At 68.1% G+C, this 23,778-nt stretch carries 19 protein-coding genes; 11 read left to right on the top strand and 8 right to left on the bottom strand.

Features of this window, described 5'->3' with window-relative positions:
- Positions 1–365: 365 nt before the first annotated feature.
- The gene (locus ACIA8G_RS43810) at positions 366–782 is read left to right on the top strand and encodes a hypothetical protein (protein WP_396424763.1); all 417 of its coding nucleotides are present in this window, start codon (positions 366–368) and stop codon (positions 780–782) included.
- Between the two features lie 80 nt (positions 783–862).
- A complete protein-coding gene (gene coaE / locus ACIA8G_RS43805) occupies positions 863–2,014 on the top strand; it encodes a dephospho-CoA kinase (RefSeq protein WP_396424762.1) in 1,152 nt (383 codons plus the stop codon).
- Here the strand turns inward: coaE and ACIA8G_RS43800 are convergent.
- Complete coding sequence (locus ACIA8G_RS43800; RefSeq protein WP_396424761.1) at positions 1,990–2,508, bottom strand: DUF402 domain-containing protein; 519 nt, start codon at positions 2,506–2,508, stop codon at positions 1,990–1,992. The genes coaE and ACIA8G_RS43800 overlap by 25 nt on opposite strands.
- 88 nt (positions 2,509–2,596) lie before the next feature.
- Entirely contained in the window at positions 2,597–3,106 is a 510-nt protein-coding gene (locus ACIA8G_RS43795) for a DUF402 domain-containing protein (RefSeq protein WP_396424760.1), read from the bottom strand.
- A gap of 50 nt (positions 3,107–3,156) precedes the next feature.
- Between ACIA8G_RS43795 and ACIA8G_RS43790 the strand changes: the two genes are divergently transcribed.
- Together ACIA8G_RS43790 and uvrB are read left to right on the top strand one after the other, a co-directional pair.
- A complete protein-coding gene (locus tag ACIA8G_RS43790; RefSeq protein ID WP_396424759.1) occupies positions 3,157–4,242 on the top strand; it encodes a DUF5685 family protein in 1,086 nt (361 codons plus the stop codon).
- A 55-nt stretch (positions 4,243–4,297) separates the two neighbouring features.
- Entirely contained in the window at positions 4,298–6,460 is a 2,163-nt protein-coding gene (gene uvrB / locus ACIA8G_RS43785; RefSeq protein WP_396424758.1) for an excinuclease ABC subunit UvrB, read from the top strand.
- 402 nt (positions 6,461–6,862) lie between these two features.
- Here uvrB and ACIA8G_RS43780 read toward each other — a convergent pair whose 3' ends face one another.
- On the bottom strand, positions 6,863–7,474 hold the full coding sequence (locus ACIA8G_RS43780) for a TnsA-like heteromeric transposase endonuclease subunit (protein WP_396424757.1): 612 nt from the start codon (positions 7,472–7,474) through the stop codon (positions 6,863–6,865).
- A gap of 291 nt (positions 7,475–7,765) precedes the next feature.
- On the opposite strand from ACIA8G_RS43780, the gene ACIA8G_RS43775 reads away from it, so the two are divergent.
- The 4 genes from ACIA8G_RS43775 (at position 7,766) to ACIA8G_RS43760 (ending at position 12,917) form a co-directional block, all read left to right on the top strand.
- A complete protein-coding gene (locus ACIA8G_RS43775; protein ID WP_396424756.1) occupies positions 7,766–8,509 on the top strand; it encodes a class I SAM-dependent methyltransferase in 744 nt (247 codons plus the stop codon).
- A 442-nt stretch (positions 8,510–8,951) separates the two neighbouring features.
- On the top strand, positions 8,952–12,080 hold the full coding sequence (locus ACIA8G_RS43770) for a S8 family serine peptidase (protein ID WP_396424755.1): 3,129 nt from the start codon (positions 8,952–8,954) through the stop codon (positions 12,078–12,080).
- Positions 12,081–12,103: 23 nt separating this feature from the next.
- Complete coding sequence (locus tag ACIA8G_RS43765) at positions 12,104–12,562, top strand: MarR family winged helix-turn-helix transcriptional regulator (protein ID WP_396424754.1); 459 nt, start codon at positions 12,104–12,106, stop codon at positions 12,560–12,562.
- Between the two features lie 13 nt (positions 12,563–12,575).
- Complete coding sequence (locus ACIA8G_RS43760; protein ID WP_396424753.1) at positions 12,576–12,917, top strand: MmcQ/YjbR family DNA-binding protein; 342 nt, start codon at positions 12,576–12,578, stop codon at positions 12,915–12,917.
- On the opposite strand, the gene ACIA8G_RS43755 is transcribed toward ACIA8G_RS43760, so the two are convergent.
- On the bottom strand, positions 12,914–13,294 hold the full coding sequence (locus ACIA8G_RS43755) for a VOC family protein (protein ID WP_396424752.1): 381 nt from the start codon (positions 13,292–13,294) through the stop codon (positions 12,914–12,916). The genes ACIA8G_RS43760 and ACIA8G_RS43755 overlap by 4 nt on opposite strands.
- Positions 13,295–13,350: 56 nt before the next feature.
- On the opposite strand from ACIA8G_RS43755, the gene ACIA8G_RS43750 reads away from it, so the two are divergent.
- On the top strand, positions 13,351–13,743 hold the full coding sequence (locus ACIA8G_RS43750; protein ID WP_396424751.1) for a VOC family protein: 393 nt from the start codon (positions 13,351–13,353) through the stop codon (positions 13,741–13,743).
- On the opposite strand, the gene ACIA8G_RS43745 is transcribed toward ACIA8G_RS43750, so the two are convergent.
- Complete coding sequence (locus tag ACIA8G_RS43745; protein ID WP_396424750.1) at positions 13,736–14,662, bottom strand: ABC transporter permease; 927 nt, start codon at positions 14,660–14,662, stop codon at positions 13,736–13,738. The genes ACIA8G_RS43750 and ACIA8G_RS43745 overlap by 8 nt on opposite strands.
- Positions 14,663–15,036: 374 nt before the next feature.
- The gene (locus ACIA8G_RS43740) at positions 15,037–17,889 is read right to left on the bottom strand and encodes an alpha/beta fold hydrolase (RefSeq protein ID WP_396424749.1); all 2,853 of its coding nucleotides are present in this window, start codon (positions 17,887–17,889) and stop codon (positions 15,037–15,039) included.
- Positions 17,890–18,241: 352 nt separating this feature from the next.
- Between ACIA8G_RS43740 and ACIA8G_RS43735 the strand changes: the two genes are divergently transcribed.
- A complete protein-coding gene (locus ACIA8G_RS43735; protein WP_396424748.1) occupies positions 18,242–19,240 on the top strand; it encodes a TerC family protein in 999 nt (332 codons plus the stop codon).
- On the opposite strand, the gene ACIA8G_RS43730 is transcribed toward ACIA8G_RS43735, so the two are convergent.
- On the bottom strand, positions 19,237–20,439 hold the full coding sequence (locus ACIA8G_RS43730) for an amidohydrolase family protein (protein WP_396424747.1): 1,203 nt from the start codon (positions 20,437–20,439) through the stop codon (positions 19,237–19,239). The genes ACIA8G_RS43735 and ACIA8G_RS43730 overlap by 4 nt on opposite strands.
- 89 nt (positions 20,440–20,528) lie before the next feature.
- On the opposite strand from ACIA8G_RS43730, the gene ACIA8G_RS43725 reads away from it, so the two are divergent.
- Complete coding sequence (locus tag ACIA8G_RS43725; protein WP_396424746.1) at positions 20,529–22,391, top strand: S9 family peptidase; 1,863 nt, start codon at positions 20,529–20,531, stop codon at positions 22,389–22,391.
- Here ACIA8G_RS43725 and ACIA8G_RS43720 read toward each other — a convergent pair.
- A complete protein-coding gene (locus tag ACIA8G_RS43720) occupies positions 22,381–23,745 on the bottom strand; it encodes a hypothetical protein (RefSeq protein ID WP_396424745.1) in 1,365 nt (454 codons plus the stop codon). The two genes, ACIA8G_RS43725 and ACIA8G_RS43720, sit on opposite strands and share 11 nt — an antisense overlap.
- Positions 23,746–23,778: the final 33 nt, after the last annotated feature.

Here is a 23,778-nt window from a genome sequence, read left to right as displayed (position 1 = left end):
ACCCACTACGACGAGACCACCGCCTGGGCACACCACACCAACACAACCGCCGCTTGACATCCCCAGCAACTGGGATGTCTTCGCCATCGCGGTGGTGTGGTGTGGGCGTTGTTGCGTTCACTCTGTGGTGGAGGGCTTTGGGCGTTGTGTAGGTTGGCAAACCTATGCGTGGGAACAAGTTCTTCGTGGCACTGAGCGTGGTGGCTCTGGCGGCAGCTGCGGCTTGCTCGTCTGCGGCTCCGCAGACTCAGGCGCCGCCGCCGCAGATCCCGAGGATCACTCCGCCCACCACGCCGTCGAAGATTCCGGTGATGGTTGATCGGGCCCTTCCGGACGACTGCGAGCTCGTTGTGCCGGTTGAGGTCATGAACGCGACCCTTGGGCAGGAGTTGCCTGGGGAGCCTCGGATCATCGTCGGAATCAAGGAGCCCGGGATCGGGCGCACCGGCAAGATCGATTGCTACTACGGGATTCCGCCCAAGCAGAACCTGCCTGCCGCGAAGATCGTCATCGGGCTCTCCACCTACAGCGACGAGTTGACCGCTCGTACGCGGGTTGACGAGAGCATCGAGGCTGAGCGGCGGGAGGGGGCGAAGATCACCGAGGTCGACGTCGGGAAGCAGAAGGGCACCCTCATCGAGGGTAAGGAAGAGCAGTTGTTGATCGGGTCGTTGGGCAAGTCGACCTTTGTCGTGCGCAACAAGCAGAACTTCATCCCTCAGGCGAAGCTCATCGCGATCCTGCCGGTACTCGCTCAGCAGTCGATGACGCCGCCGGTCTAGCTGAGCGCGGCGGGTTTCGGCATGGTTGCGGCGGTGGTGTCGGGGCTGCTCGTGTCGTTGGCCCGGCTAACCTGACCGGCATGCTCAGGGTGGGGTTGACCGGGGGAATCGGATCGGGCAAGTCGACGGTTGCGCGGCTGCTCGCGGAGAGTGGTGCCGTTGTCATCGACGCGGACAAGCTCGCGCGTGAAGTGCTGGAGCCTGGGACTGATGGCCTCAAGGAGGTCGTCAAGGCGTTCGGGGAGGACGTGCTCAACGCCGACGGCACGTTGAACCGGGCTGCGCTGGCGGCCAAGGCGTTTGCGACTGAGGAGGCTCGGCAGACGCTCAACGGGATCACGCATCCGCGGATCGGTGCGCTTACCGGCAAGCGGATGGCTGAGGCGGCTGAGGATGCGATCGTGGTGCACGACATCCCGTTGCTCGTGGAGCGCGACATGGCGGCCGCGTACCACCTTGTGATCGTTGTGCACGCGGATCCGGATACTCGGTTGCGGCGGCTCGTTACCAGTCGGGGCATGGACGAGAGCGATGCCAAGGCTCGGATTGCCGCTCAGGCCACGGACGAGCAGCGGCGGGCCATCGCTGACGTGTGGCTCGACAACAGTGGTGAGGTTCCGGACGTCACCGTGTTGTGGGATCGGCTGGTGGGCTTCGAGAAGAACGTGCGGACGCAGTCTTATGCGTCCGGCTCGCCGATTGTCGTGCCTTACGACGAGCGCTGGCCTGCGCAGGCACGGCGGGTTGCCCGGCGGATCAGTGCGGCCGCGGGTGGGCGGCATGTGGAGCACATCGGGTCCACGTCGGTTCCTGGGCTCGCGGCCAAGGACGTGCTCGACTTCCAGCTCGCGGTCGAGGACATGGCTGCAGCGGACTCGTTGCGGGACACGCTGGCGCAGGCTGGTTTTCCGTACGTGGGGCCGTATGAGGACACGCCGCGCGGTGATGAGGGGGACTGGAGCAAGCGGCTGCACGCTGGCGCTGATCCTGGCCGGCGGGTGAACCTGCACCTGCGCGTTCCCGGTGGGCCGGGCTGGCGATGGGCGGTCGACTTCCGCGACTGGTTGCGGCACGACGCGGAGGCTCGTGCGGAGTACGCGGCGCACAAACTTGAGTTGTCCCAACGGTTTGCGGCCGACGCGAACGGGTTCGCCTACGGTGAGGCGAAGGACCCGTGGATGCGGGCGGCCGCGGAACGCGTCCAGGCTTACAGGGGCGGCCAGGCGTCGTAGATGCCGTGCCACGTCAGCCACGACGTCAGGTTGTGGTTGACGTTGCTCAGCTCTTCCAGTGTGCGGTGGACCGTGCGCAGGGCCTGGTCGGCGTCACCCGGTCGCAGCACGCGGCCCGCGACTGCGGCGGCGAACTCCTCGCTGCGCACGATGCGGGCCGTGGTGCCGCCGGGAACTGCCAGTCCCAGCAACAGGTCCGTGGTCTGCCAGTGGCGGTGGTCGCGCTCGACCCGCACCGCGGACAGCACGCTCGGGCCGCTGCGCGCGTGCCGGGAGCGGGCGCGGTAGGTCGTCAGGCGCAGGCCCAGTTCGGGCAGCAGCCACGTCACCTCGGCGTCCGAGAACGGGTCTTCCGGGGTGGGATGTTCGATCCGCAGACCCCAGCGTTCGACGTCGCACGAACTCAGAGTCCGCGTGCCACCGGACGAATAACTGCGCACGCCCGAAATGGTGTCGATGACATCGACCAGCTGAGGTGTAGTGACCGCTCCCACGACGCCGAGGGTAGTCAAATAAGTGCTTGGAGTTACACGCCGGGTCGATTCGTTACGTCACGGTCAGGTGACGAACACGCTCTGTGTACTAACGCCAGGTCGTAGGACAACCCGAAGAGGTGAGCCATCTGACTACATCGTGACCGTGCGCTGAAATCCCGGACACCGCTGAGTAGGTGGTTTCCAGTGCCCACTGGGCGCGTTCCGGGGAGATCAACTTGTGCTGAACAGCGGTGATCAACTCGTCCGTGTCCAGAACGGTCACGCTGCGGCCGGTTCGCACGATCAGGTCGAGATACAGATCGATCGTTTTCCACACGGTGCCGATCGCGGTGATCTCCACGACGTCGACGTAGAAGTCGAAGTCGAGCTGGTGGCCGGGGTGCCACGACTGGCGCGTCACCCGGATGTTGAGCTTGGGCAGGAACCAGCTCTCGAAGTGGCTGATCTTCGGGTGACCGGCGAGCGGCCGGAACATGTAGAGGCCCGTCGGCGTGAGGCGGTACTCGTCGACGCTCCTCAACTGTCCCTTTGGATCCGTGTTGCTCTTGGCGTCCAGGTCGAAGTACTCGATCTTCGGCGGATGGATGTGTGCCACGTTCGCGATCCTGCCATCAGAACCCGTCCAGGCCACTTAGGATGCGCCGCATGTTCGGGATCATCCGCCCCTGCCGCAACAGAATGGGCGCTGAGCTGCGGTCAGCGTGGCTCGCGCACCTGTGCGGGATGTGCCTGTCGTTGCGCGACGAGCACGGTCATCTCTCGCGCCTGGTCACCAACTACGACGGTTTGATGATCTCGGCGGCCGTCGAGGCGCAGACCGAGGTCTCGCGGCGGACGGCGGGACCGTGTGCGTTGCGGGGCATGAAGTCCGCGGACGTGGCGGTCGGCTCGGGCGCACGGCTGGCGGCGTCGGTGTCGCTGGTGCTGGCGTCGTTGAAGATCCGCGACCACGTGGACGACGGCGACGGGCTGGCCGGCAAGGTCGGCTGGGCGGGGCGCGCGGTGGCGCAACGCTGGGCCGCCAAGGGCCTCAGCACCGCGTCCGACCTCGGGTTCGACGCGTCGGTCATGGTGGACACGGTGCGGCGGCAGCCTCTGGTCGAGGCGGCGGCGGGGCTGGGCAGTTCGGTGCTGGTGGTGACCGAGCCGACGGAGACCGCGACCGGGTTCGCCGTCGCGCAGACGGCGCTGATCGCCGGGAAGCCCGGGAACGTCGAGCCGTTGCGCGAGGTGGGACGGCTGTTCGGGCGGGTCGCGCATCTGATCGACGCCGTGGAGGACCTGGAGGAGGACCGCGCGTCGGGCGCGTGGAACCCGCTGCTGGCCACCGGAACACCGGTCTCCGAGGCCCACCGGCTGTGCCTGGACGCTCTGACGGGCATCCGGCTGGCGCTCGACGAGGTCGAGTTCACCGACGCGCGGCTCGTGCACAAGCTGCTGGTGCACGAGTTGGAGGAGTCGGTCATCCGGGTGTTCGGCAAGCGTGACGGCTACGACGACCGGCGGACCCCGGCCAGCCCTGGAAGCGGGCTGTGGGCGTACCCGAGGCTGACCTACGAACCGCGGCGCCGCGGCTTCTGGGACGGGTGCGGCACGTTCCTCTACATGTGCGGCACCTGCCAGTTCTGCTGCCGCGACCCGTTCCCGGGCCCGTGGAGCGACAAGTGGCGGAACAACCCGTGCGACTGCGACTGCTCGGGCTGCGACTGCTCCTGCTGCCCGTGCGATTAGGGCGCTGACCAGGCCCGATCGTAAATTGTCAGACCCCCGGCGTAACGTGCTTCCCGTGGCATTCGCAACCGAGCTTCCGCCAGAGGAGAGCACCGTCAAGGCGCACTCCGAGCACCGTCCCGTCGGCGACATCACCCGCACCGACGGGCAGTTCGTCGTGGTCAGCGACTACCAGCCGGCCGGCGACCAGCCCGCCGCCATCGACGATCTGGAACGCCGCGTGCGCACCGGCGAGCGCGACGTGGTGCTGCTCGGCGCCACCGGTACCGGCAAGTCGGCGACCACGGCCTGGCTGGTCGAGCGGCTGCAGCGCCCGACGCTGGTGATGGCGCCGAACAAGACCCTGGCGGCGCAGCTCGCGAACGAGCTGAAGGAGCTCTTCCCGAACAACGCGGTGGAGTACTTCGTCAGCTACTACGACTACTACCAGCCAGAGGCGTACATCCCGCAGACGGACACGTACATCGAGAAGGACTCCTCGATCAACGAGGACGTCGAGCGGCTGCGGCACTCCGCCACCATGTCGCTGCTCACGAGGCGGGACGTCATCGTGGTCGCCTCGGTGTCGTGCATCTACGGCCTGGGCACGCCCCAGTCGTACCTCGACCGCTCGATCCCGCTCGAGACGGGCGTGGAGGTCGACCGCGACGCGTTCCTGCGCCTGCTGGTCGACGTGCAGTACACCCGCAACGACATGTCGTTCACCCGCGGCTCGTTCCGCGTGCGCGGCGACACCGTCGAGATCATCCCGTCCTACGAGGAGCTCGCGGTCCGCGTCGAGTTCTTCGGCGACGAGATCGACAAGCTCTACTACCTGCACCCGCTGACCGGCGACGTCGTCCGCGAGGTGTCGGAGCTGCGGATCTTCCCGGCCACGCACTACGTGGCCGGCCCGGAGCGCATGGAGCGCGCCATCCGCGACATCGAGGCCGAGCTGGAGACGACGCTCGCGACGATGGAGCGGCAGGGCAAGCTGCTGGAGGCGCAGCGGTTGCGCATGCGGACGTCCTACGACATCGAGATGATGCGCCAGGTCGGGTTCTGCAACGGCATCGAGAACTACTCGCGCCACATCGACGGCCGCGGGGCCGGGACCGCGCCGGCGACCCTGCTGGACTACTTCCCCGACGACTTCCTGATGGTCATCGACGAGTCGCACGTGACCGTGCCGCAGATCGGCGGCATGTACGAGGGCGACGCGTCGCGCAAGCGCAACCTCGTCGAGCACGGGTTCCGGCTGCCCTCCGCGTTGGACAACCGCCCGCTGACGTGGGAGGAGTTCGCCGACCGCATCGGGCAGGTCGTGTACCTGTCGGCCACGCCCGGGCCGTACGAGATGGGCCAGGCCGGCGGCGAGTTCGTCGAGCAGGTCATCCGGCCGACCGGCCTCATCGACCCCGAGGTCGTCGTCAAGCCGACCGAGGGCCAGATCGACGACCTGGTGCACTCGATCCGCGAACGGGCCGAGCGCGACGAGCGGGTGCTGGTCACGACGCTGACCAAGAAGATGGCCGAGGACCTGACGGACTACCTGCTGGAGCTCGGAATCCGGGTCCGGTACCTGCACTCCGAGGTCGACACGCTGCGTCGCGTGGAGCTGCTGCGTCAGCTGCGGCTGGGCGACTACGACGTGTTGATCGGCATCAACCTGCTGCGGGAGGGGCTGGACCTGCCCGAGGTGTCGCTGGTGGCGATCCTCGACGCGGACAAGGAAGGGTTCCTGCGGTCTGGGACGTCGCTGGTGCAGACGATCGGCCGCGCCGCCCGAAACGTGTCCGGTGAGGTCCACATGTACGCGGACCGGATCACCGACTCGATGCGGCACGCGATCGACGAGACCAATCGGCGGCGGGCCAAGCAGGTTGCCTACAACGCCGAGCGCGGGCTTGATCCGCAGCCGTTGCGGAAGAAGATCACCGACATTTTGGAGGCTGTGTACTCCGAGGTCGAGGACGAGGTTCCGGTTGGCGGGTCTGGGCGGAATCAGTCTCGGGGGAAGCGGGCTACCGGGGAGGGTGGTCGGTCTGCTGGGGTTCTGCAGTCGCATGAGCGGGCTGGGATGGCTCGGTCGGAGTTGGCTGATCTGGTGCAGTCGTTGAGCGATCAGATGATGAATGCGGCTCGGGAGTTGCAGTTCGAGCTGGCGGCTCGGTTGCGGGATGAGATTCAGGATTTGAAGAAGGAGTTGCGGGGGATGGATGCTGCTGGGGTGAAGTGAGTCCTCGGTTGTGTTTCCTGGGGGCTCCGCCCCCAGACCCCCGGCACTCCCAAAGGAGCCTTCCAGCGCCCTTCGCGGGTTGATGGCACGCCTGTGCTCACGCCACCGCTGCGCGTCGGCAACGACGTTGGCGGGCAACGACTCCAGCAGCCCGAACGGTTCGAGAGCGGGCAGCTCGGTGGCGTCCAGCACCGCGAAGTCGGGCGCGGCCATGAGATATCCGGCCAGTACGACCTGGTTGTTCCCAGACTCCGAGCGAAGGCGCACCGAGGTGCCTGCCAGCCCTGTGACCAGGTGCTCGTCGCCGTCGAAGCGGACGAGGTCACCGGGTTTGAGCATTGCTCGCGTGTCGGCCATCAGGTCACCGCCTTCCGTGCGGTGCGGGCGAGCGCAGTGCTCACCTCAGTCTCGGCAGTCAGAGGTATGGATAGGTCCGCGACCAGCTACTGACGCCAGAGCAGGTGAAACAGCACCGGCAGCACCGCGATCGGCTCGCCCGCCACCTCGGCGCCATCCAGCAGCGGCATCGGCCGCGAGAACACCGCGCAGGGTCTGCACCACCACGTGCAGGTCGTGACGCGGGTGCCGGTATCCGGCCAGCCACCGGACATTCGCCAGCAGCACCTCAGGTGGCGTGCCGACGATCTCGTAGCGCCAGCCCAGCAGTTCGCAAGCCGCTCGGGTGGCCTCGAAGGCGACCTCGTCCTTGGGCTTGAACCGGTCCAGCGGGCAGCAGTCCAAAACGATCGCGGTTCCGTCCGCGAGCCGCGCGAAGTAGTCAGGCGCGTGCGACCGCGACCGGCCTTCCGCCGTGGTCCAGAACAGCCAGTACGGCTGCGAGGCGAGGCCGACGGTGTCCGGATCGAAGTCGAGCAGCATCAGCCGATCCCGTTCCAACCAGGACTCGAAGCCGACCAAGGTGCCGGTCGTCGCGGTCCACCACTGGCCGATGTAGTGGCATTGCCCCTTGTAAGAGGGGAAGCGTCGCACCGGCAGGCAAGACTCGAACGGCACCGACCACGCCTCGGTCAGGGACAACCGCTGCTCGCCGGCCTCGGTCGCAACGCGACCTCGAACTCCGAATTCAGCGTCGGTGGAGCGCCTCCGGGGACAAGATCGAAGTTCGGCACCGTGGCATTGTCCCGGCAGGTTTCCAGCACACCGACACGGCTCCTGGACAATCCACAGAGTATCCAGTGGAATCGGCGTTGACCTGGGCTGATGAGAGCGCGCTGCCCAAGCGGGCGATTGGCGAGGGAGATGATCTCCTGGCGCCCTGATTGATCACTGGGCAGTATGGGAAACATGCCTGCCATTCCCGAGAGCTCCGCCGTCATCGCCGATGTGGCCGTGGAGAACGACTACGACGGCTTCGCCGAGGCGTACACGGCCGAGAACGAGACCAGCCTCCTCAACGCCTACTACGTCCGGCCCGCGATCGTGGACCTGGCCGGCGACGTGGCCGGTCGACGAATTCTCGACGCGGGCTGCGGTGCTGGTCCTGTGTCCGTGGCGCTACGTGATCGGGGAGCCGTCGTGAGCGGCTTCGACCGCAGCGCCAAGATGGTGGAGCTGGCCCGGCAGCGGCTCGGCGACGACGTGGACCTGCGGGTCGCCGACATAACGGGCCCGCTGCCGTACCCCGACGGCGCGTTCGACGACGCCGTCGCCGCTTTGGTGCTGCACTACCTGGAGGACTGGACCGCACCTCTGGCTGAGCTGCGGCGGGTGCTGAAGCCCGGTGGCCGGCTGATCGTGGTCGTCAACCACCCCATCCTCCTCAAGATGGTGCATCGCGAGACTGACTACTTCGCGACCACCAAGTGGTCCGACGAGTACAACTTCAACGGCCAGAAGGCCGTGCTCACCTACTGGCACCGGCCGCTGCACGCGATGACCGATGCCTTCACCGCAACAGGCTTCCGCACCGCCGTCATCAGCGAGCCGCCTGCGGCGCCGGAAGCCCACGAACTCTTTCCCGACGAGATGGCGAGGTTCCCCTCCGGGGCCTTCCTGAGCTTCATGTTCTTCGTCCTGGAGGCCGCCTAACTACGGCGTGGCCGATGGGTGGCCGCAAGGTCGCGGCATGCTTGCCCTGACCTTGAGGCTGCGTACAGGCGCTACAGGCCGTTGGCAAGGAACCAACGCGGTTGTTGAGAATGCGCCAACTTCAGGCAGAACGTGTGGCGGCCCGCAAACTAGCTCGGAGGCCGTAGCAAGCACCGCAAACTTGCCCTGGACACCGCAATGTTCGGCTGGACAGGACACCTGTTGCTTTGGGCGGCTTGCTGTTGCGTTGTTGGTTGCGTTGCCCACTTCGTGGGCAGGGCGGCTCGGCTTCGCCATCGCGGGTGGGGCGGCCCTCGTCGCCTTCGGCTTCGTGTAGATGGGCCGGGTGGTGCTTGACTGAAAACGGTTTCCCCGACAGTGTCGGGATTGCGCACTCGCCGCTGCGCAACCGGTGGTCCGGTCGCATCGGCGGGAGGCGTTCATGGTGCGCGGGGTGGCGATTTGTGCCGTGGTGGTTGCGGTTGCGGGGACCGTGCTGGTTCCTGCTGCCGGTGCTGAGCGGCTGCCTTCTGCGCCGCATCTTCCGGCGCTGGCCAAGACTGTCACCCTGGTTTCTGGGGATCGCGTTGCCGTGCAAGGGGATCAGGTCACGGTTGTGCCTGGGGCCGGGCGCGATCAGGTTCTCTTTTATCAGCGGCGTACCAAGGACGGGCACGTTCATGTGGTGCCGCGGGATGCTGTCCGGCTTGTTCGCAGTGGCAAGGTCGACAAGCGGTTGTTCGACGTCACTGCCCTCATCGAGCAGGGGCGGGACGACGGTAGCCGGGACACGTTGCCGTTGATCGTCGACCGCGACCCGCGAGCACCCGCCAAGAGTGCGCTTCAGGCCACCTGGGAAGGGATCAAGGGCGATCCCGGGATCGGGAAGGTGTGGCTGGACGGGCGGGTTCGGTTGGTCGACGACGAGAGTTTCGGGCAGATCGAGGCGCCTGCGGCTTGGGCGTTGGGGCTTACCGGGCGTGGGGTCACGGTTGCGGTGCTGGATGGTGGGTATGACCCCGCGCATCCCGACTTGGCTGGGAAAGTGTTGGAGGCCAAGGACTTCACCGGGAGCGGGGTCAAGGACACGTACGGGCACGGGACGCATGTCGCGGCTACCGTTGCCGGTGATGGGGTCTTTGGGGGCGTTGCCAAGGATGCGCGGTTGCTCGTTGGGAAGGTGTGTGAGGCGGACACCTGTGACGAGTCGGCGATTCTGGCGGCGATGGAGTGGGCTGCGCCGCGGGCTGAGGTGGTCAACCTCAGTCTTGGTGGCGGGGCGACGGACGGCACGGATCCCCTGTCTCTTGCCGTTGATCGCCTCTCCGAGCAGCACGGGACGTTGTTCGTCGTCTCGGCGGGCAATGAGGGGGAGCCTGGGTCGGTGAGCAGTCCGGCGGCTGCTGGTGCCGCGCTTGCGGTGGGCAGTGTCAGCAAGGCTGATCGGCTCAGTCGGTTCTCCAGTCGGGGGCCGCGGGTTGGTGACTTCGCGGTCAAGCCGGATTTGGTGGCTCCTGGGGAAGGTATTGGCGCCGCGCGGGCTGCTGGGACGAGTTTGGGTTCGCCGATTGATGCTTTGCACACGCGGGCTGATGGGACTTCCATGGCCGCGCCGCACGTTGCGGGGGCGGCAGCGCTGGTGAAGCAGGCTCGGCCGGAGTGGTCTGGCAGGGAGTTGAAGGCGGCGCTCACGGGTGCGGCCAGGTCGATCGGGCGCAGTGTGTACGAGGAAGGCAGTGGGCGGCTGGATGTTGCTGCGGCGGTGGCCAATCCGGTTGTTGCCAGTACTTCTGGTCTTGATTTCGGGGTGTTGAAGTTTCCGCACGCGCAGTTGCCGCCGATCACCAAGAAGATCACCTATCGGAATGCTTCTGCCCTGCCGGTCACCGTGCCGGTGGGTGCGGATCATCCGGCGATCAGGACCGGTGCTGGGCAGATCACTGTTCCTGGCAACGGAAGTGTGGACATCGAGGTGACGTTGGACCCGGCGAAGGTGGCGGTCGGGTCCGGTGGTGCTCGGATCACGGCTGGGGCGACTACGACGGTGGCCGGGTTCACGGCTGAGCCGGAGATCTACGAGCTGACGGTGACCACGGTCGGGCGGGACGGGAGGCCGTCGGTTGCCGAGGTCAGTGCGCTCAATCTTGAGACCGGGGACAGTGAGGATCTTGCGCAACCCGTTGGCGGGGTGACGAAGATGCGGCTGCTCAAGGGCAGTTACTCCGTTGACGCGTTGCTGCACGGCGATGGGGAGCACACCTGGGCCAGCACCGCGAAGATCGTCCTGGACCGGCCGATGGCTATCACTGTCGATGCGCGCCAAGGGAAAGAGGTCGGGGCGAAGCTCGATCGGGCGGTGGCGCGGAAGTATCTGGGGCTGGATGCGGTCTACCAGACCGGCGGTGGCCGGGTGCAGACCGGGGTGTCGTCGCGCACGGACGACGCGTTCTACGCGGTGCCTGTCAAGGCGGACACGAGCTACTTCAACTTCGGGACGTTCCAGATCTGGGGTGGTGGCCGGCACGAGTACTTCCTCGCCGCGCCGCACGCGGGTGGGATTCCGGCTGATCTTACGTCGCGGGTGCGGGATCGGGATCTCTACCGCGAGAACGTGCGGTATCGGGCGCAGGGGGCGGCGGCGATCGGGTCGCGGTCGTCCACGCCGTTCTACGTGAAGGGGCAGTCGATCACGTTCGGGGTGGTGCTGGACCTGCCGATTCCGCAGCGGCGGGTGGAGTACTTCACCGGGCGGCCGGATGTCAGGTGGGTCATGGACTTCTTCCAGCGGCCGGTGTCGCAGCCGAACCTCGGGTTCGACGGGCACATCAGTGCCGGGCGGCCGGTGTTCGTGGCGGGCCGGGTGGGGAGCAGGTCGTGGAACAGCGTGGTGGCCACGACGGATCTGAACCTGCGTGGCTTCCACGGGCTGGTGCGGTACGGGAACAACGGGTTGGTGCAGCACTGGCCGTTCGCGCCCGGTGAGGCGGATGCCTCGGACGAGTTCGTCTTCGGCGGGCCGTACGTGCGGGCGCGGACTCGACTGTCCACTGTGGATGGGAAGGTGCTCGCGGACAGTGCGGGGGTGTTCGCGGCGTTCTCGGGGTTGCCGGAGGCGCCGGCGCGGTACGTGCTGGACGTGGAGGCGACGCGCAGCCCGAAGTGGACGCCGTTCGGGCCGAAGGTGTCGGCGCGGTTCGAGTTCGTGTCGGGCAGGACCGAGGGGCAGGTGTACCTGCCGGTGCCGACGGTGCGGATCTCCGGGGCGTTCGACGAGCTGAACCGGGCTCCGGCGGGATGCCGGGTGTTCCCGGTGGACGTGGGGGTCGTGCCTCAGGCCGGGTCGGTGGGTGCCGCCGAGGTGAAGCGCGTGACGGTGCAGGCGTCCACGGACGACGGGGCCACCTGGCGGAGTGTGCCGGTGGTCGGGGCGAAAGCTCGGTGGACTGCGCTCGTGCACCATCCGGCGGGTGCGGAGTTCGTGTCGCTCAAAGTGAAGGCGGTGGATGCGGCGGGTAACTCCGTTGAGCAGACGACCATGCGCGCCTACGGCGTAAATCGCTCTCTGGGGTGAGATGTTGGCTGACAGCTTTCGTTGTGGCGAAAGACGGCAATGATCTCTCAGTGAACGTCGAAAACCACCTGGCCGCGGTGGAGCAGGCGCTGATCGCAATGCGCCGCAGTCAGTCACGTCGAGCCCTCGCCGACTTGGCCGTACCCGCCTTCGACGTGCTGGACGTCGTCGAGGCGGCTGAACGCAGCGGCGTGCAGGCGACGGTTTCCAGTGTGGCGTCGGAGTTGCACGTCGATCAGCCGCGCGCCAGCAAACTCGTCACGAGCGCTGTCGACGCCGGGCTGGTGTCGCGGATCGCCGACAGAGCGGACGGACGGCGGGTGCTGCTCGTCCGCACACCGCGCGGGCGCGCGACCTCGGCCGAGTTGCATCGCGCGCGGCAGGCGGCGTGTGCGACGGCGATGGCGGATTGGAGCGAGGAGGAGCGCGTGGCGTTCGCGGAGTTGCTGACGCGTTTCGTCTCGGGGTTCGGCGGGCGATAATCCTGTTGTGACAATGGACGAGCTGATCGCCTACTGCGCCGCGAAGCCCGGCGCGGAGGAGACGTATCCGTGGGGCGACGCCGAGTTGGTGTGCAAGGTGGGCGGGAAGGCATTCGCGTTCATCGGGCTGGACGTGCACACCGTCGGGCTCAAGTGCGGCGTGGACGCGGAGGCCGCGGCGCCGTGGCGTGAGCGCTTCCCGGACGACATCACGGTCAGCGGGTACGTCGGGCGCTACGGCTGGAACACCATCGCGCTCAAGGGATCGGTGCCCGACGACGACCTGCTGGAGCTGGTGGACGGCTCCTACGAGGCCGTCGTCGCGCGGTTGCCGAAGCGCAAGCGTCCGGCCTAACCCTCTTCCGGTTGCAGGACGCCGAAGATGTTGCCCTCGGTGTCCTTGTAGTAGGCGAGCAGGCCGACGCCGGGCATCTTGTCCTTGGGCAACGCCACCGTGCCGCCGTTGACCTCGATGGCCGCGATGGTGGCGTCGATGTCGACCACGCTGATCGTCATGACGAATCCGTGGACAGGTGCGTCGGGAGCCGGGTCGGGGCCCTGCCGGGGGAGCAGGCCGCCGTTGACGCCGGGCTGCTCGTCGTCGCCGGTGGTGATGACCCAGTAGGGGATGTCGCCCCACTGGTCGATCTTCCAGCCGAAGACCGACGTGTAGAAGTTCCGCGCTCGCTCGGGATCTGCGGCGTGGATCTCGAAGTGCACAGGACGTGACATGAACCGGGACGCTACTCCGGACACTGGTTGTCCGCATTGGCTTCTACGGTGCGGTCATGGCAATCGAATTCCAGGTTTCGATGGATGCGAACAACCCGCCGAAGCTGGCCGACTTCTGGGCGCAGGCACTCGGTTACGTCCTGCAGCCGCCGCCTCCCGGCTTCGCCACGTGGGAGGAGTTCGCCATCAAGAACAACATCCCGTTCGACTCGGCCGACGACTACGCGGCGCTCATCGATCCGGACGGTAAGGGACCGCGGTTCCTCTTCCAGCGCGTGCCCGAGGGCAAGACCGCGAAGAACCGCGTGCACCTCGACATCCGTGCGGGCCTCGACGCCGTGGACCGTCTGGTTTCGATGGGAGCCACGCGGGTGCGCGAGCACAACGACCAGACGGGCCACTGGGTCGTCATGCTCGACCCCGAGGGCAACGAGTTCTGCGTCAGCTAGTGATGTCCTTCGTGACGAACCGGCGCGCCGCGAGCAACGTGAAGATGCCGCCGTAGACGAGCGCGGAGAACACCCCGCGCGTCATCTCCGACCAGTCCACATCGGTCGAGAGCAGGTCGGCCCACGCCATCGAGTAGTGCGTCGGCAGGTAGTTGCGCAGGTCCGCGAGCGGCTCGATCTGGTCGAGGATCTGCGACAGGATCGACACGAGCACCGTGCCGCCGACCGCGCCGAGCGGCGCGTCGGTGGACACGGACAGGAACAGCGCCAGTCCCGCGACCCAGAACAGGTTGATCGCGATGTAGCAGACCGCGAGCGCGACGCCGAGCACGCCGTCGGCGAACGGCGCCGCCTCGCCGGTCGGGCTCACGACCTCGCCGGCGCCGTACCAGACCACGCCGACCGCGAGCGCCACCGCCGGCAGCAGTGCCAGGGCGAAGACGCTGAGGATGCCACTGCTCACCGCCTTCTGGCGCAGGAGCCGGTGCCGCGGGATCGGTGCCGCCAGCAGGTACTTGAGGCTCGACCAGGACGCCTCGGACGCGATCGTGTCGCCGAAGAACAGCGCCACGATCATCGGCAGCAGGAAGCTGCCGCTCACGAACAGCGTGAGCACCACGAAGTTGATGCCGCTGGCGGTCGCGAGGTCCACGAAGCCGCCGGAGCGGCGGTTCGGGTCGGACTGACCGATCTCGAAGCTCAGCGCGAGGATGAACGGCAGCAGCACCAGGAAGCCCAGCACGAGCTGGGTCCTGCGGCGGCGGATCTGCCGTTGCAGCTCCACGCGGATGCGCAGCGTCTTGCGTGCCTTGTAGCCCTTGGAGGAGCCGTCTGGGGCGACCTCGGTGCGCTGCTGGGCGGCTGCGTCGGTGAGCTCGTTGATCGCGCTGGGGTCGGTGTGGACGTCGTGCTCGTTCACCGGTCCACCTCCTGCCGGGTTGGCGCCTTCGTGCGGTTCGGGTTCGCGGTGAGGGCGGAGTTGGCCGTGCGCGAAACGCAGTCGTGAACGGTCCGTTCGCGACGCGGTCGACCCGGAATTGTCGGTGCCGGCTGGGAGAATGGAATCAGGGGTCCCCCTTGCCCGGTGGGCGGCGTGTGCGCGGTTGCGGAGGGGACGCCTGCGGGAGCGTTCACCGGTCCACCTCCTCTTGCCCACCGAAACTGTCGGTGTCGCCTGGGATAATTGAGTCAAGGGGACCCCCTTCGCCCGCGAGCGACGCGCGCTCGCACGACAAGGGGACCTCTGCCTCGGCCTGGGCGTCCGCCGTGGCGGACGCCGCTGCCATCAGGAAGTCATTCACCGACCAGCTCCAAGAACGCGTCTTCCAGCCTGCGTCGTGGACCCGCCTGGTCCACCGCCACACCGGCCGCCACAAGAGCGGTCAACGCGACGGAGCGCGGGACGCCGTTCATCGAGGCGTGCACGGCGTCCTCGTCCTCGTGCACCTCGTGCACGCCTTCGAGGCCCCGCAGGACATCGGCTGCCTTCGCGGGGGAGTCGACGCGGAACGTCGCCTCGCCTCCGCCTGCCGCGATGTCGGCCACCTCGCCCGCGGCGACGAGCTTGCCCTTGTGCATCACGACCACGTGCGAGCAGGTCTGCTCCACCTCGGCCAGCAGGTGCGAGGACACCAGCACCGTGCGGCCCGCCGCGGCGTAGCGGCGCAGGACCTCGCGCATCTGGTGGATCTGGGGCGGGTCGAGGCCGTTGGTCGGCTCGTCCAGGATCAGCAGGTCCGGGAGACCGAGCATGGCCTGGGCGATCGCGAGCCGCTGGCGCATGCCCTGGCTGTACGTGCGCACGCGGCGGTGCACGGCGTCGCCGAGGCCGGCGATCTCCAGCGCCTCCTCGATGTGCGCCTCGTCCAGGGGCCTGCCCGTCGCCGCCCAGTAGAGCCGCAGGTTCGCCGCGCCCGAGAGGTGCGGCAGGAAGCCGGAACCCTCGACGAACGAACCGAGGCGCGACAGCACGGGGGCGCCCGGCGTCACCTTGTGGCCGAAGACCCTGATGTGACCGTCGGAGGGATGGATCAGGCCCATCACCATGCGCAGGGTCGTGGTCTTGCCGGCGCCGTTGGGTCCCAGCAGGCCGAGCACCTGGCCGTGCTCCACGCGGAACGACAGGTCCTTCACCGCGGTCACGCCGCCGGGATAGGCCTTGGTCAACCCGGAGATGACCAGTGGCACCTCGGCCAGCGCCGGGTCGGAGTCGTGCGCGAGGCGGCGGCGGAACAGTGCGATGACGCCCGCGCCGATCAGGACCAGCAGCGCGATCACGATGCCCCAGAGGGCACCCACCGGGAAGCCGGTCGTCACGTTGCGGCCCGGCACCACCGGCACCGAGATCTCGTCCGAGGCCAGCGAGATGCGGTAGGCGGCGGGCTGTTGGGCGTTCGCGAACGCCTGGTCCGTCGTCGACACCACGAGCGCGAGCTTGTGCTCGCTCTCGACCGGGCGCACCGCGCCGGGCAGCGTCACGGTCACCTCGGCGGCGGAACCGTCGGTGGGCAGTGCCACGCGCAACGGTGCGACCGCCGAGCCGGGCAGCACGCGCGTGCCGTCCGCCGAGACGTCGTAGAGCTTGGCGAAGAGGATCGCCTCGCCGGTGTTCTGGTCACCTCGTGCGACGCGCAGCCGAACCGTCGACGAACCCGTCAGCAGCACCTGCGAGGTCAGCTGTTCCGACGTGAACACCGCGGCCTGGCCCGGCAGGTCGAGCGACAGCCGTGACGAGATCGCCGACGACCGCGAGAGCGCGGAACCCAGGCCGGGCAGGTTGCTGATCGCCGCCGGGTTGCCGCCCGCCGGGTTCACCGCGACCTGCTCGCGTCCGCTCAGCTTCAACGTCTTGCGCTCAGTGGACGAACCGGACGCGAGGCCGGGGTAGGACGGCGCGACGACGGTGCGCATCGAGGGCTGCCCGCTCGAGCGGAACGCGCCCTGCACCGAGTACTCGAAGCCGGTGCCGGGGTCGGTTCCCTTGCCCTGCAGGTGGAACACCATCCAGTCGGCGATCTCGCCGCGCAGGGTCGTGCCGGGGTTGCCGCCGTCGTGGCCGCCCGCGTACCAGACCATCTTCACCTTGCCGCCGGCCGCGGCGATCTGGCGCGCGGTCGCGTCGGACTGGTCGAGGCCGAACAGGGTGTCCTGCTCGCCCTGCACCAGCATCGTCGGCTGCTTGATCTGGTCGGTCACCGCGACCGGGGACGACTTGCGCAGCAGGTCCAGCGTCTGCTGCGAGGCGCGGCCCGTCGTCGCCACCTCCGTGTACGCGGTGCAGACCTCGGGGCGGAAGCGTCCGCACGCGCCCAGCGACGGCGTCGGCGGCTGCTGGCCCTGAGCACCCGAGTTCCCGCCCGGCTGCTGCTGCGGCTGCTGCACGGCGGGCTGGTTCGAGCTCGTCTCGCCCATCTCGGGTGCGTCACCCGTCGGCGACGCGAGGTCGATCGACGTCATGCCCGCCGAGAAGAAGATGCCCGCCCACGACCGCTTGAAGACGCCGTCCTCGGCGAACGCGCTCGCGGCCGGTGTCGCGTCCGAGCGCGGCGAACCCAGCGCCGAGTTCGGCAGCAGCGACTGCGCGAGGTCGTTGTAGGTGATGACGGGAACGAGTGTGTCGACGCGCTTGTCGACCCCGGCGAGCAGCAACGACAGCGCGCCACCGTAGGACGCGCCGGTCACGCCGACGCGCGGGTCGCCGCCGCCGTCCTTCTGCACCTCGTCCCTGGTGGCGAGGAAGTCGAGCAGCTTCTGGGCGTCGCGGACCTCGCGGTCGAGCGAGTTCAGCGCGATCTGGCCGGTGCTGCGGCCGAAACCGCGCGCGGACCACGTCAGCACCACGAAGCCGCGCCGGGCGAACTCCTCGGCCTGTGTGTGCACGCTGCGCAGACTGCCGCCGAACCCGTGCGCGAGCATGATCGCGGGCGCGGGCGTCTGCTGCGGGAGGTAGAGCCGCGTCTCGATGTTCACCGTCTGCGGGCTGTCGGGGCCCTCGGGTGCATCGATGATCGCTTCTCTGAAGGGGACGGCCACGGGGTCATCACTGGAACGGGTGAAGTACACGCCACCTGCTACGAGGGCGAGCACGACGATCGCTGCGGGGATTGACCACCTGCCGCGAATGCGGGAGAGGCGGGACACAGCCATGACGATATGCGAGTTTTGCTGAGAACGGCCTGTCGAGATCCGGTGCCGGTCTCAGCAAGAGTGGATCTTCAGCCCGCCTTCAGGTGCCGGAGGTTCAGATCCGAACGACACCCTGCGTATTCCCGTTGCTCCTGGTTGCGTGGGTCTGCTCACCCTGTGTGGCGCTAACCGGACTTCGTAGAGCACAATATTCACGCAGGATGGAGGGGAGTACTCCCTAAGCGGCGGTGTCGTCAATACGGAGCTCAGCGTCGAGCTTCCGGTGCCGTCGGTCGTGAGCGGGCAAGATCGGCTCACGGCGGAGGAGACCTCCGGGTCATTTGCCGTGCGCTGAGATCCCGGAGGTTGGGTTGTGAACGTCCCCGCATGGATGTGGATCGCGACGATCGTAGGTCTGCTCGTTCTGCTAGCCGTCGACCTCGTCATCGTCGATCGAAAACCCCATGAGGTGACGATCGGTGAGGCCGCCCGCTGGGTGGTCTTCTACGTGGCCATGGCCGTCCTCTTCGGTGTCGGCATCTGGTACTTCTCCGGTGGTCAGTACGCGACGGAGTTCTTCGCGGGGTACATCACCGAGTACTCGCTGAGCGTCGACAACCTCTTCATCTTCTTGATCATCATGACGACGTTCAAGGTGCCCGCGATCCACCAGCACAAGGTGCTGCTGATCGGCATCCTGCTCGCGCTCGTCATGCGTGGCATCTTCATCGCGGCCGGCGCAGCGCTCATCAGCCAGTTCAGCTGGGTGTTCTTCATCTTCGGTGCGTTCCTGATCTACACCGGCTGGCAGCTGGCGCGGGAGAACCACGACGAGGACGAGGAGTACAAGGAGAACCTGATGCTGCGCATGGTGCGCAAGGTTTTCCCGGTGACCGACGACTTCCACGACTCCAAGTCGTTCATCAAGATCGACGGCAAGCGCTACGTGACCCCGATGTTCATCGTGATGGTCGCGATCGGCTCCACCGACCTGCTCTTCGCGCTCGACTCGATCCCCGCGATCTTCGGCCTCACCAAGGAGCCCTTCCTGGTGTTCACGGCCAACGCGTTCGCGCTGATGGGTCTGCGCCAGCTGTACTTCCTGCTCGGTGGCCTGCTGGCGAAGCTGGTCTACCTCTCGATCGGCCTGTCGGTGATCCTCGGCTTCATCGGCGTGAAGCTGATCCTCGAGGCGCTGCACACGAACAACCTGCCGTTCCTCAACGACGGCGAGCCGTTCCACGTGCCGACCATCGGCATCGAGGTCTCGCTGTCGGTGATCATCGGCGTGCTGGCGATCACGACGATCGCCAGCCTCCTCAAGGTGAAGCGCGACCCCGAGGCCGCCAAGCACGTTGGTGCGAACCACTAGATCACGGACGCGCCGTTCTGGTAGACGGCGCGGACGGCCTGCTTGAGGGTGCCGGCCTTGACGTGCTGTTCGGCGTCACCCTCGACGAGCACGAGATCGGCGAGCTTGCCTGGTGCGAGCTCGCCGAGTTCGTTTCCGAGGCGCATCAACGCGGCGGCGGACGTGGTGCTCGCGTAGAGCGCCTCGGCGGGCGACATGCCGTACTCGGTCATCAGCGTGAGCTCGGTGAGGTTGTCGCCGTGCGGACCCACGCCGGAGTCGGTGCCCATCGCGATCTTGACGCCTGCCTGGTGGGCCTTCTGGAACGCCTGGAAGTGTTGCGAGACAACGGCCTTCGCCTTGTCCAGGATGACGTCCGAGATCGCCACGCCCGCCGCGGCCTGGTCGAGCACCATGCGCGGCGCCATCAGCGTCGGCACGAGCCACGTGCCGCGCGCGAGCATCTCGTCGATGCCTTCGTCGGTGAGGAAGACGCCGTGCTCGATGGACCGCACGCCGTTGCGCACGGCCGTGAGGATGCCGTCGCCGCTCATCGCGTGCGACATGACAGCGATGCCCGCGGCGTTGGCCTCCTGCACGATCATCGCGATCTCCTCGTCGCGGAAGTGCGCGTGGCGAGGGTTGCTGCGCGGTGACATCACACCGCCACTGGAAGCGATCTTGATGACGTCGGCGCCGTGGCGCACGAGCGTGCGGACGACCTTGCGAAGCTCCTCGGGACCGTCGGCGACGGTGTCCGGCATGCCGGGGTGCAACGGCGGTGAGATGTGTGCGCCGCACTGCATCCAGTCGTCGTTGTGGCCGCCGGTCTGCGAGACCATGTTGACCGCGATCTGCATGCGCGGGCCCTGGATCAGGCCGCGCCGGACCGCCTCCGCGACACCGAGGTCGGCGCCCAGCGCGTCGCGGACCGTGGTGATGCCGCACTGGAGGGTCGCTTTCATGTTCCCGATCGCCTCGTAGAACGGCAGCGAGAACGGCGTGTTCAGCGACCGCAGCAGGTCGGCGTTGCTGAACATGAAGTGCACGTGGCAGTCGAACAGTCCCGGCAGGATGGTGTGACCGGTCGCGTCGACCTTGGTGTCGCCGTCGAGTCCGATGCCCACGTCGACGATGCGGTCCCCCTCGACCACCACGTCGCCGGGCTCCGTCGTCGAGCCGGTGAAGACCCTGCCCCCAGAGAACACGATGCGCGTCATACGCGGAAATCTATGCGGCGAGTCAATTTTTGTGATCGGTCAACAAACGGTTCTGAGCGTTGCTAACAAGTTCTGTTAACGTCCAGGTCGTGCGCCCTGAAGACCTGTCGCTGCTCACCACGCCCGGCACCGTCGCCGTGTCCGGAGACCTGGTGCTGGTCAGCATCGCCACGCCCGATCTCGACTCCAACGCCTATCGAGGCGGCCTGCACCGGGTCTTTCCGGACGGAACGACAACACCGTGGACCCACGGTGACCGGGACAACGCACCGCGCATTTCCCCGGACGGCAAGCTGGTCGCTTTCCTGCGTGTGACCGGCAAGGGCAAGCCGCAGCTCTACGTCGTCCCGGTGGACGGCGGCGAGCCGCGCAGGCTGACCGACCTGCCGCTGGGCGCCGGTGCGCCGGCCTGGTCGCCGGACTCGTCGCGGATCGCGTTCGTCGCCCGCGTGCCGGAGGCCGGCCGCTACGGCACGACCGACGACGGCCCCGAGGCCGAGGCGCCGCGCCGCATCACGCGCCTGGACTACCGGATCGACGACGTCGGCTTCCTCGCCGACCGCCGCCCGCGCCTGCACGTCGTCTCGCTCGACGGTGCGGTGTCCGAGGTGACGGACGGCTCGCACGACGTCTCCGACCCGGCCTGGATCGACGACTCGACGCTGGTGTTCGTGGCGCCGCGCGACCTCGGCGTGGCCGAGACGCTGCACGACGACCTGTACTCGGTCTCCGCTTCTGGTGGCGCGGTCTCGCTGCTGGTGCGCGGCGCCGGCGAGAGCTCGATGCCGGTGGTCGCCGGGTCCACGCTCTACTGGCTGGGCACCGACTTCACCGGGATCGACGCCGTCGCGCGCAACCACGGCCTGTGGAGCGCGCCGCTGGACGGTTCCGCTGCTCCCGTCCGGCTGACCGACGTCGAGACCGTGGACGTGGAACGGCTTTCCGGCCCGCCCGTGGTCGACGCGTCCGGCGTGCTGCTCGTGGTGCGCAACCGCGGAGCCCTGGAACTGCGGCGGATTCCGTTCGACGGCGGTACCGGCGAGGTGCTCGCCGGTGAGTCGGCCGCGGTCAAGTCGTTCGCCACCGACGGGTCCACTGTGGTCGCCGTCGTGTCCACTCCGGACAGTCCCGGTCAGGTGGAGTTCGTCGGAACCGGTGTGCGCACGGCGTTCTCGTCGGTGCCGGCGCGCCGGGTCGTCGAGCTCTCCGGCTCGGCCTCGGACGGCTACCCGGTGCACGGCTGGCTGGTGCTCCCGGACGGCGACGGCCCGCACCCGGTGGTGCTGGCAGTGCACGGCGGCCCGTTCATGTACCACAGCTGGGGTTTCTTCGACGAGGCCCAGGTCTACGCCACCGCCGGCTACGCGGTCGTGCTGCCGAACCCGCGCGGCTCGGCCGGCTACGGCCAGTCCCACGGCCAGTCGGTGATCGGCAAGTTCGGCACCGTCGACGTCGACGACGTGCTGTCCGTTTTGGACGTTGCGCTGGCCCGTGACGACACCGACTCCGAGCGCGTCGGCGTGATGGGCGGCTCCTACGGCGGCTTCATGACGTCGTGGCTGTCCGCGCACCACGGCGAACGCTTCCGCGCGGCGTGGAGCGAGCGCGCGGTGAACGCCTGGGACTCCTTCTCCGGTTCCTCGGACATCGGCTACTTCTTCACCGACGCCTACTGCGGGTCCGACCCCGAGGCGCAGCGCGCGATGTCGCCGCTGACCTACGCGGAGAAGATCAACCTGCCGTTCGCCGTGGTGCACTCCGAGCACGACTGGCGTTGTCCGCTCGAGCAGGCCCAGCGCATGTTCGTGGCGCTGCGGCGGCGCGGGGTCGAGGCGGAGATGCTGGTGTTCCCCGGTGAGGGCCACGAGCTGACCCGGTCGGGGCAGCCGCGGCACCGCCGGCAGCGGTTCGACGCGGTGCTGGAGTGGTGGGGCCGCTACCTCAAGGCCTGACCAGATCTGGGGCGATCGCCCGGAGCAGCTGGTCACGTGGCGGTCCGGCCGGCGTGCGGGTGAGCCGCGCCCAGATCCGTTCGATGCGGTCGTGCAGGTCGCTGTCGGTGTCGAAGACCGAGACCCGATCGAGCAACCCGACGCGGCCGACCGTCCGGCGCAGCACGTGGTCGTCGTGCGGTGCGGTGGCCAGCGCCGTTCCGAACGCGAACAGGGGATAGCAGCCGTCGCGGCGGCCGGCGTCGACCGGCGTTCCGCTCCACGCGACGTTACGTGCCGCGTCGGTCTCCAGCGCGAATGTGTGGCGTTCGCGGGCTTCTGGGCCGACCTCGGCCAGATAGGCCTCGGTGAGGTCCTCCGGGGTGGTGTACGCGGCACTGGCGCGGCCGAGTGCTTGGGCGTGCATCAACGCGAACGACAGTCCGTAGGCGAACGCGGGATCGGTGTGGCACAACGCGTCGCCGACGGGGATGAGTCCCGGCACGCCGGGCCCGGCGGTGCGGTCGATGTTGGCCAGACCGCCCATCGGCATCACATCGGTGATGGGCCGCGCGTGGTCCGGCGCGGTCATCACGTCCAGCGGTGAGATGGTTCTGGCCGCCGCGGTCCACGTGTCGTTGTCTCGCAGTACCCGAAGGTCGTGGTCGGCGGTGGGCACCAGCAGGATCACCGCGAAGGTCCGGTTGTCCCCGCGGAAGGTGTTGAATCCCATGTACCCGAGGTCGCCGCGCGGGTTGAGCAGCCACGGGCCCGTGAGGTGCTCGGCGCCGGGAGCGAGGGCGAAGTAGCGGCAGTAGTAGATCGCGCCGCACTCGCTGGGCCGGCCCGAGGCACGCGGCCAGCCCGGCGGGCACCGGTACCGGCCGAGCGCGTCGACCACGACGTCCGCGGCGATCTCCTGACCGTCGTCGAGGTGCAACCCGCTCGCGCCTGGCACCAGGCAGGTGACCTGCCTGCCCGCGATCAGCCGCACCCCGGGTTCGGCTGCCGCCGCGCGGCGCAGTGCCCACTCGATCACCGGGCGGCGCACCCAGAGGTAGACCAGATCGTCGTCGCCCGGCCGCCGCGCGCCCGACAGCTTCGCGGCGATGTCCTGTTCCTCTGCGCCGACGCCGAGCAGGGTGTCGATGACGTCCGGGGCGAGGTCGCGCAGGATCTTGCGGCCGCGCGGCAGGAAGGTGTGCGGCTGCTGGAAGTGCGGGATGCCCTTGCGCACGACGTCGAACGCGCTCTCCGGCCCGTCCTGCGCGGTTACCTGGTCACGCTCCACCACGACGGCCGAATGCCCGGCACGCGCCACCGCCAGGCCGGCAGCCAGCCCGGCGACACCACCCCCGGCGATCGCGAACCGCACCCGGTCAGGCTAGGCACGCGGCTGTTCGGCATA

The organism is Lentzea sp. NPDC051213, assembly GCF_044455585.1.
Classification (GTDB): Bacteria; Actinomycetota; Actinomycetes; order Mycobacteriales; family Pseudonocardiaceae; genus Lentzea.
Note: the sequence above shows the minus strand (reverse complement) of the source record. Positions and strands in the feature narration are given on the sequence as shown.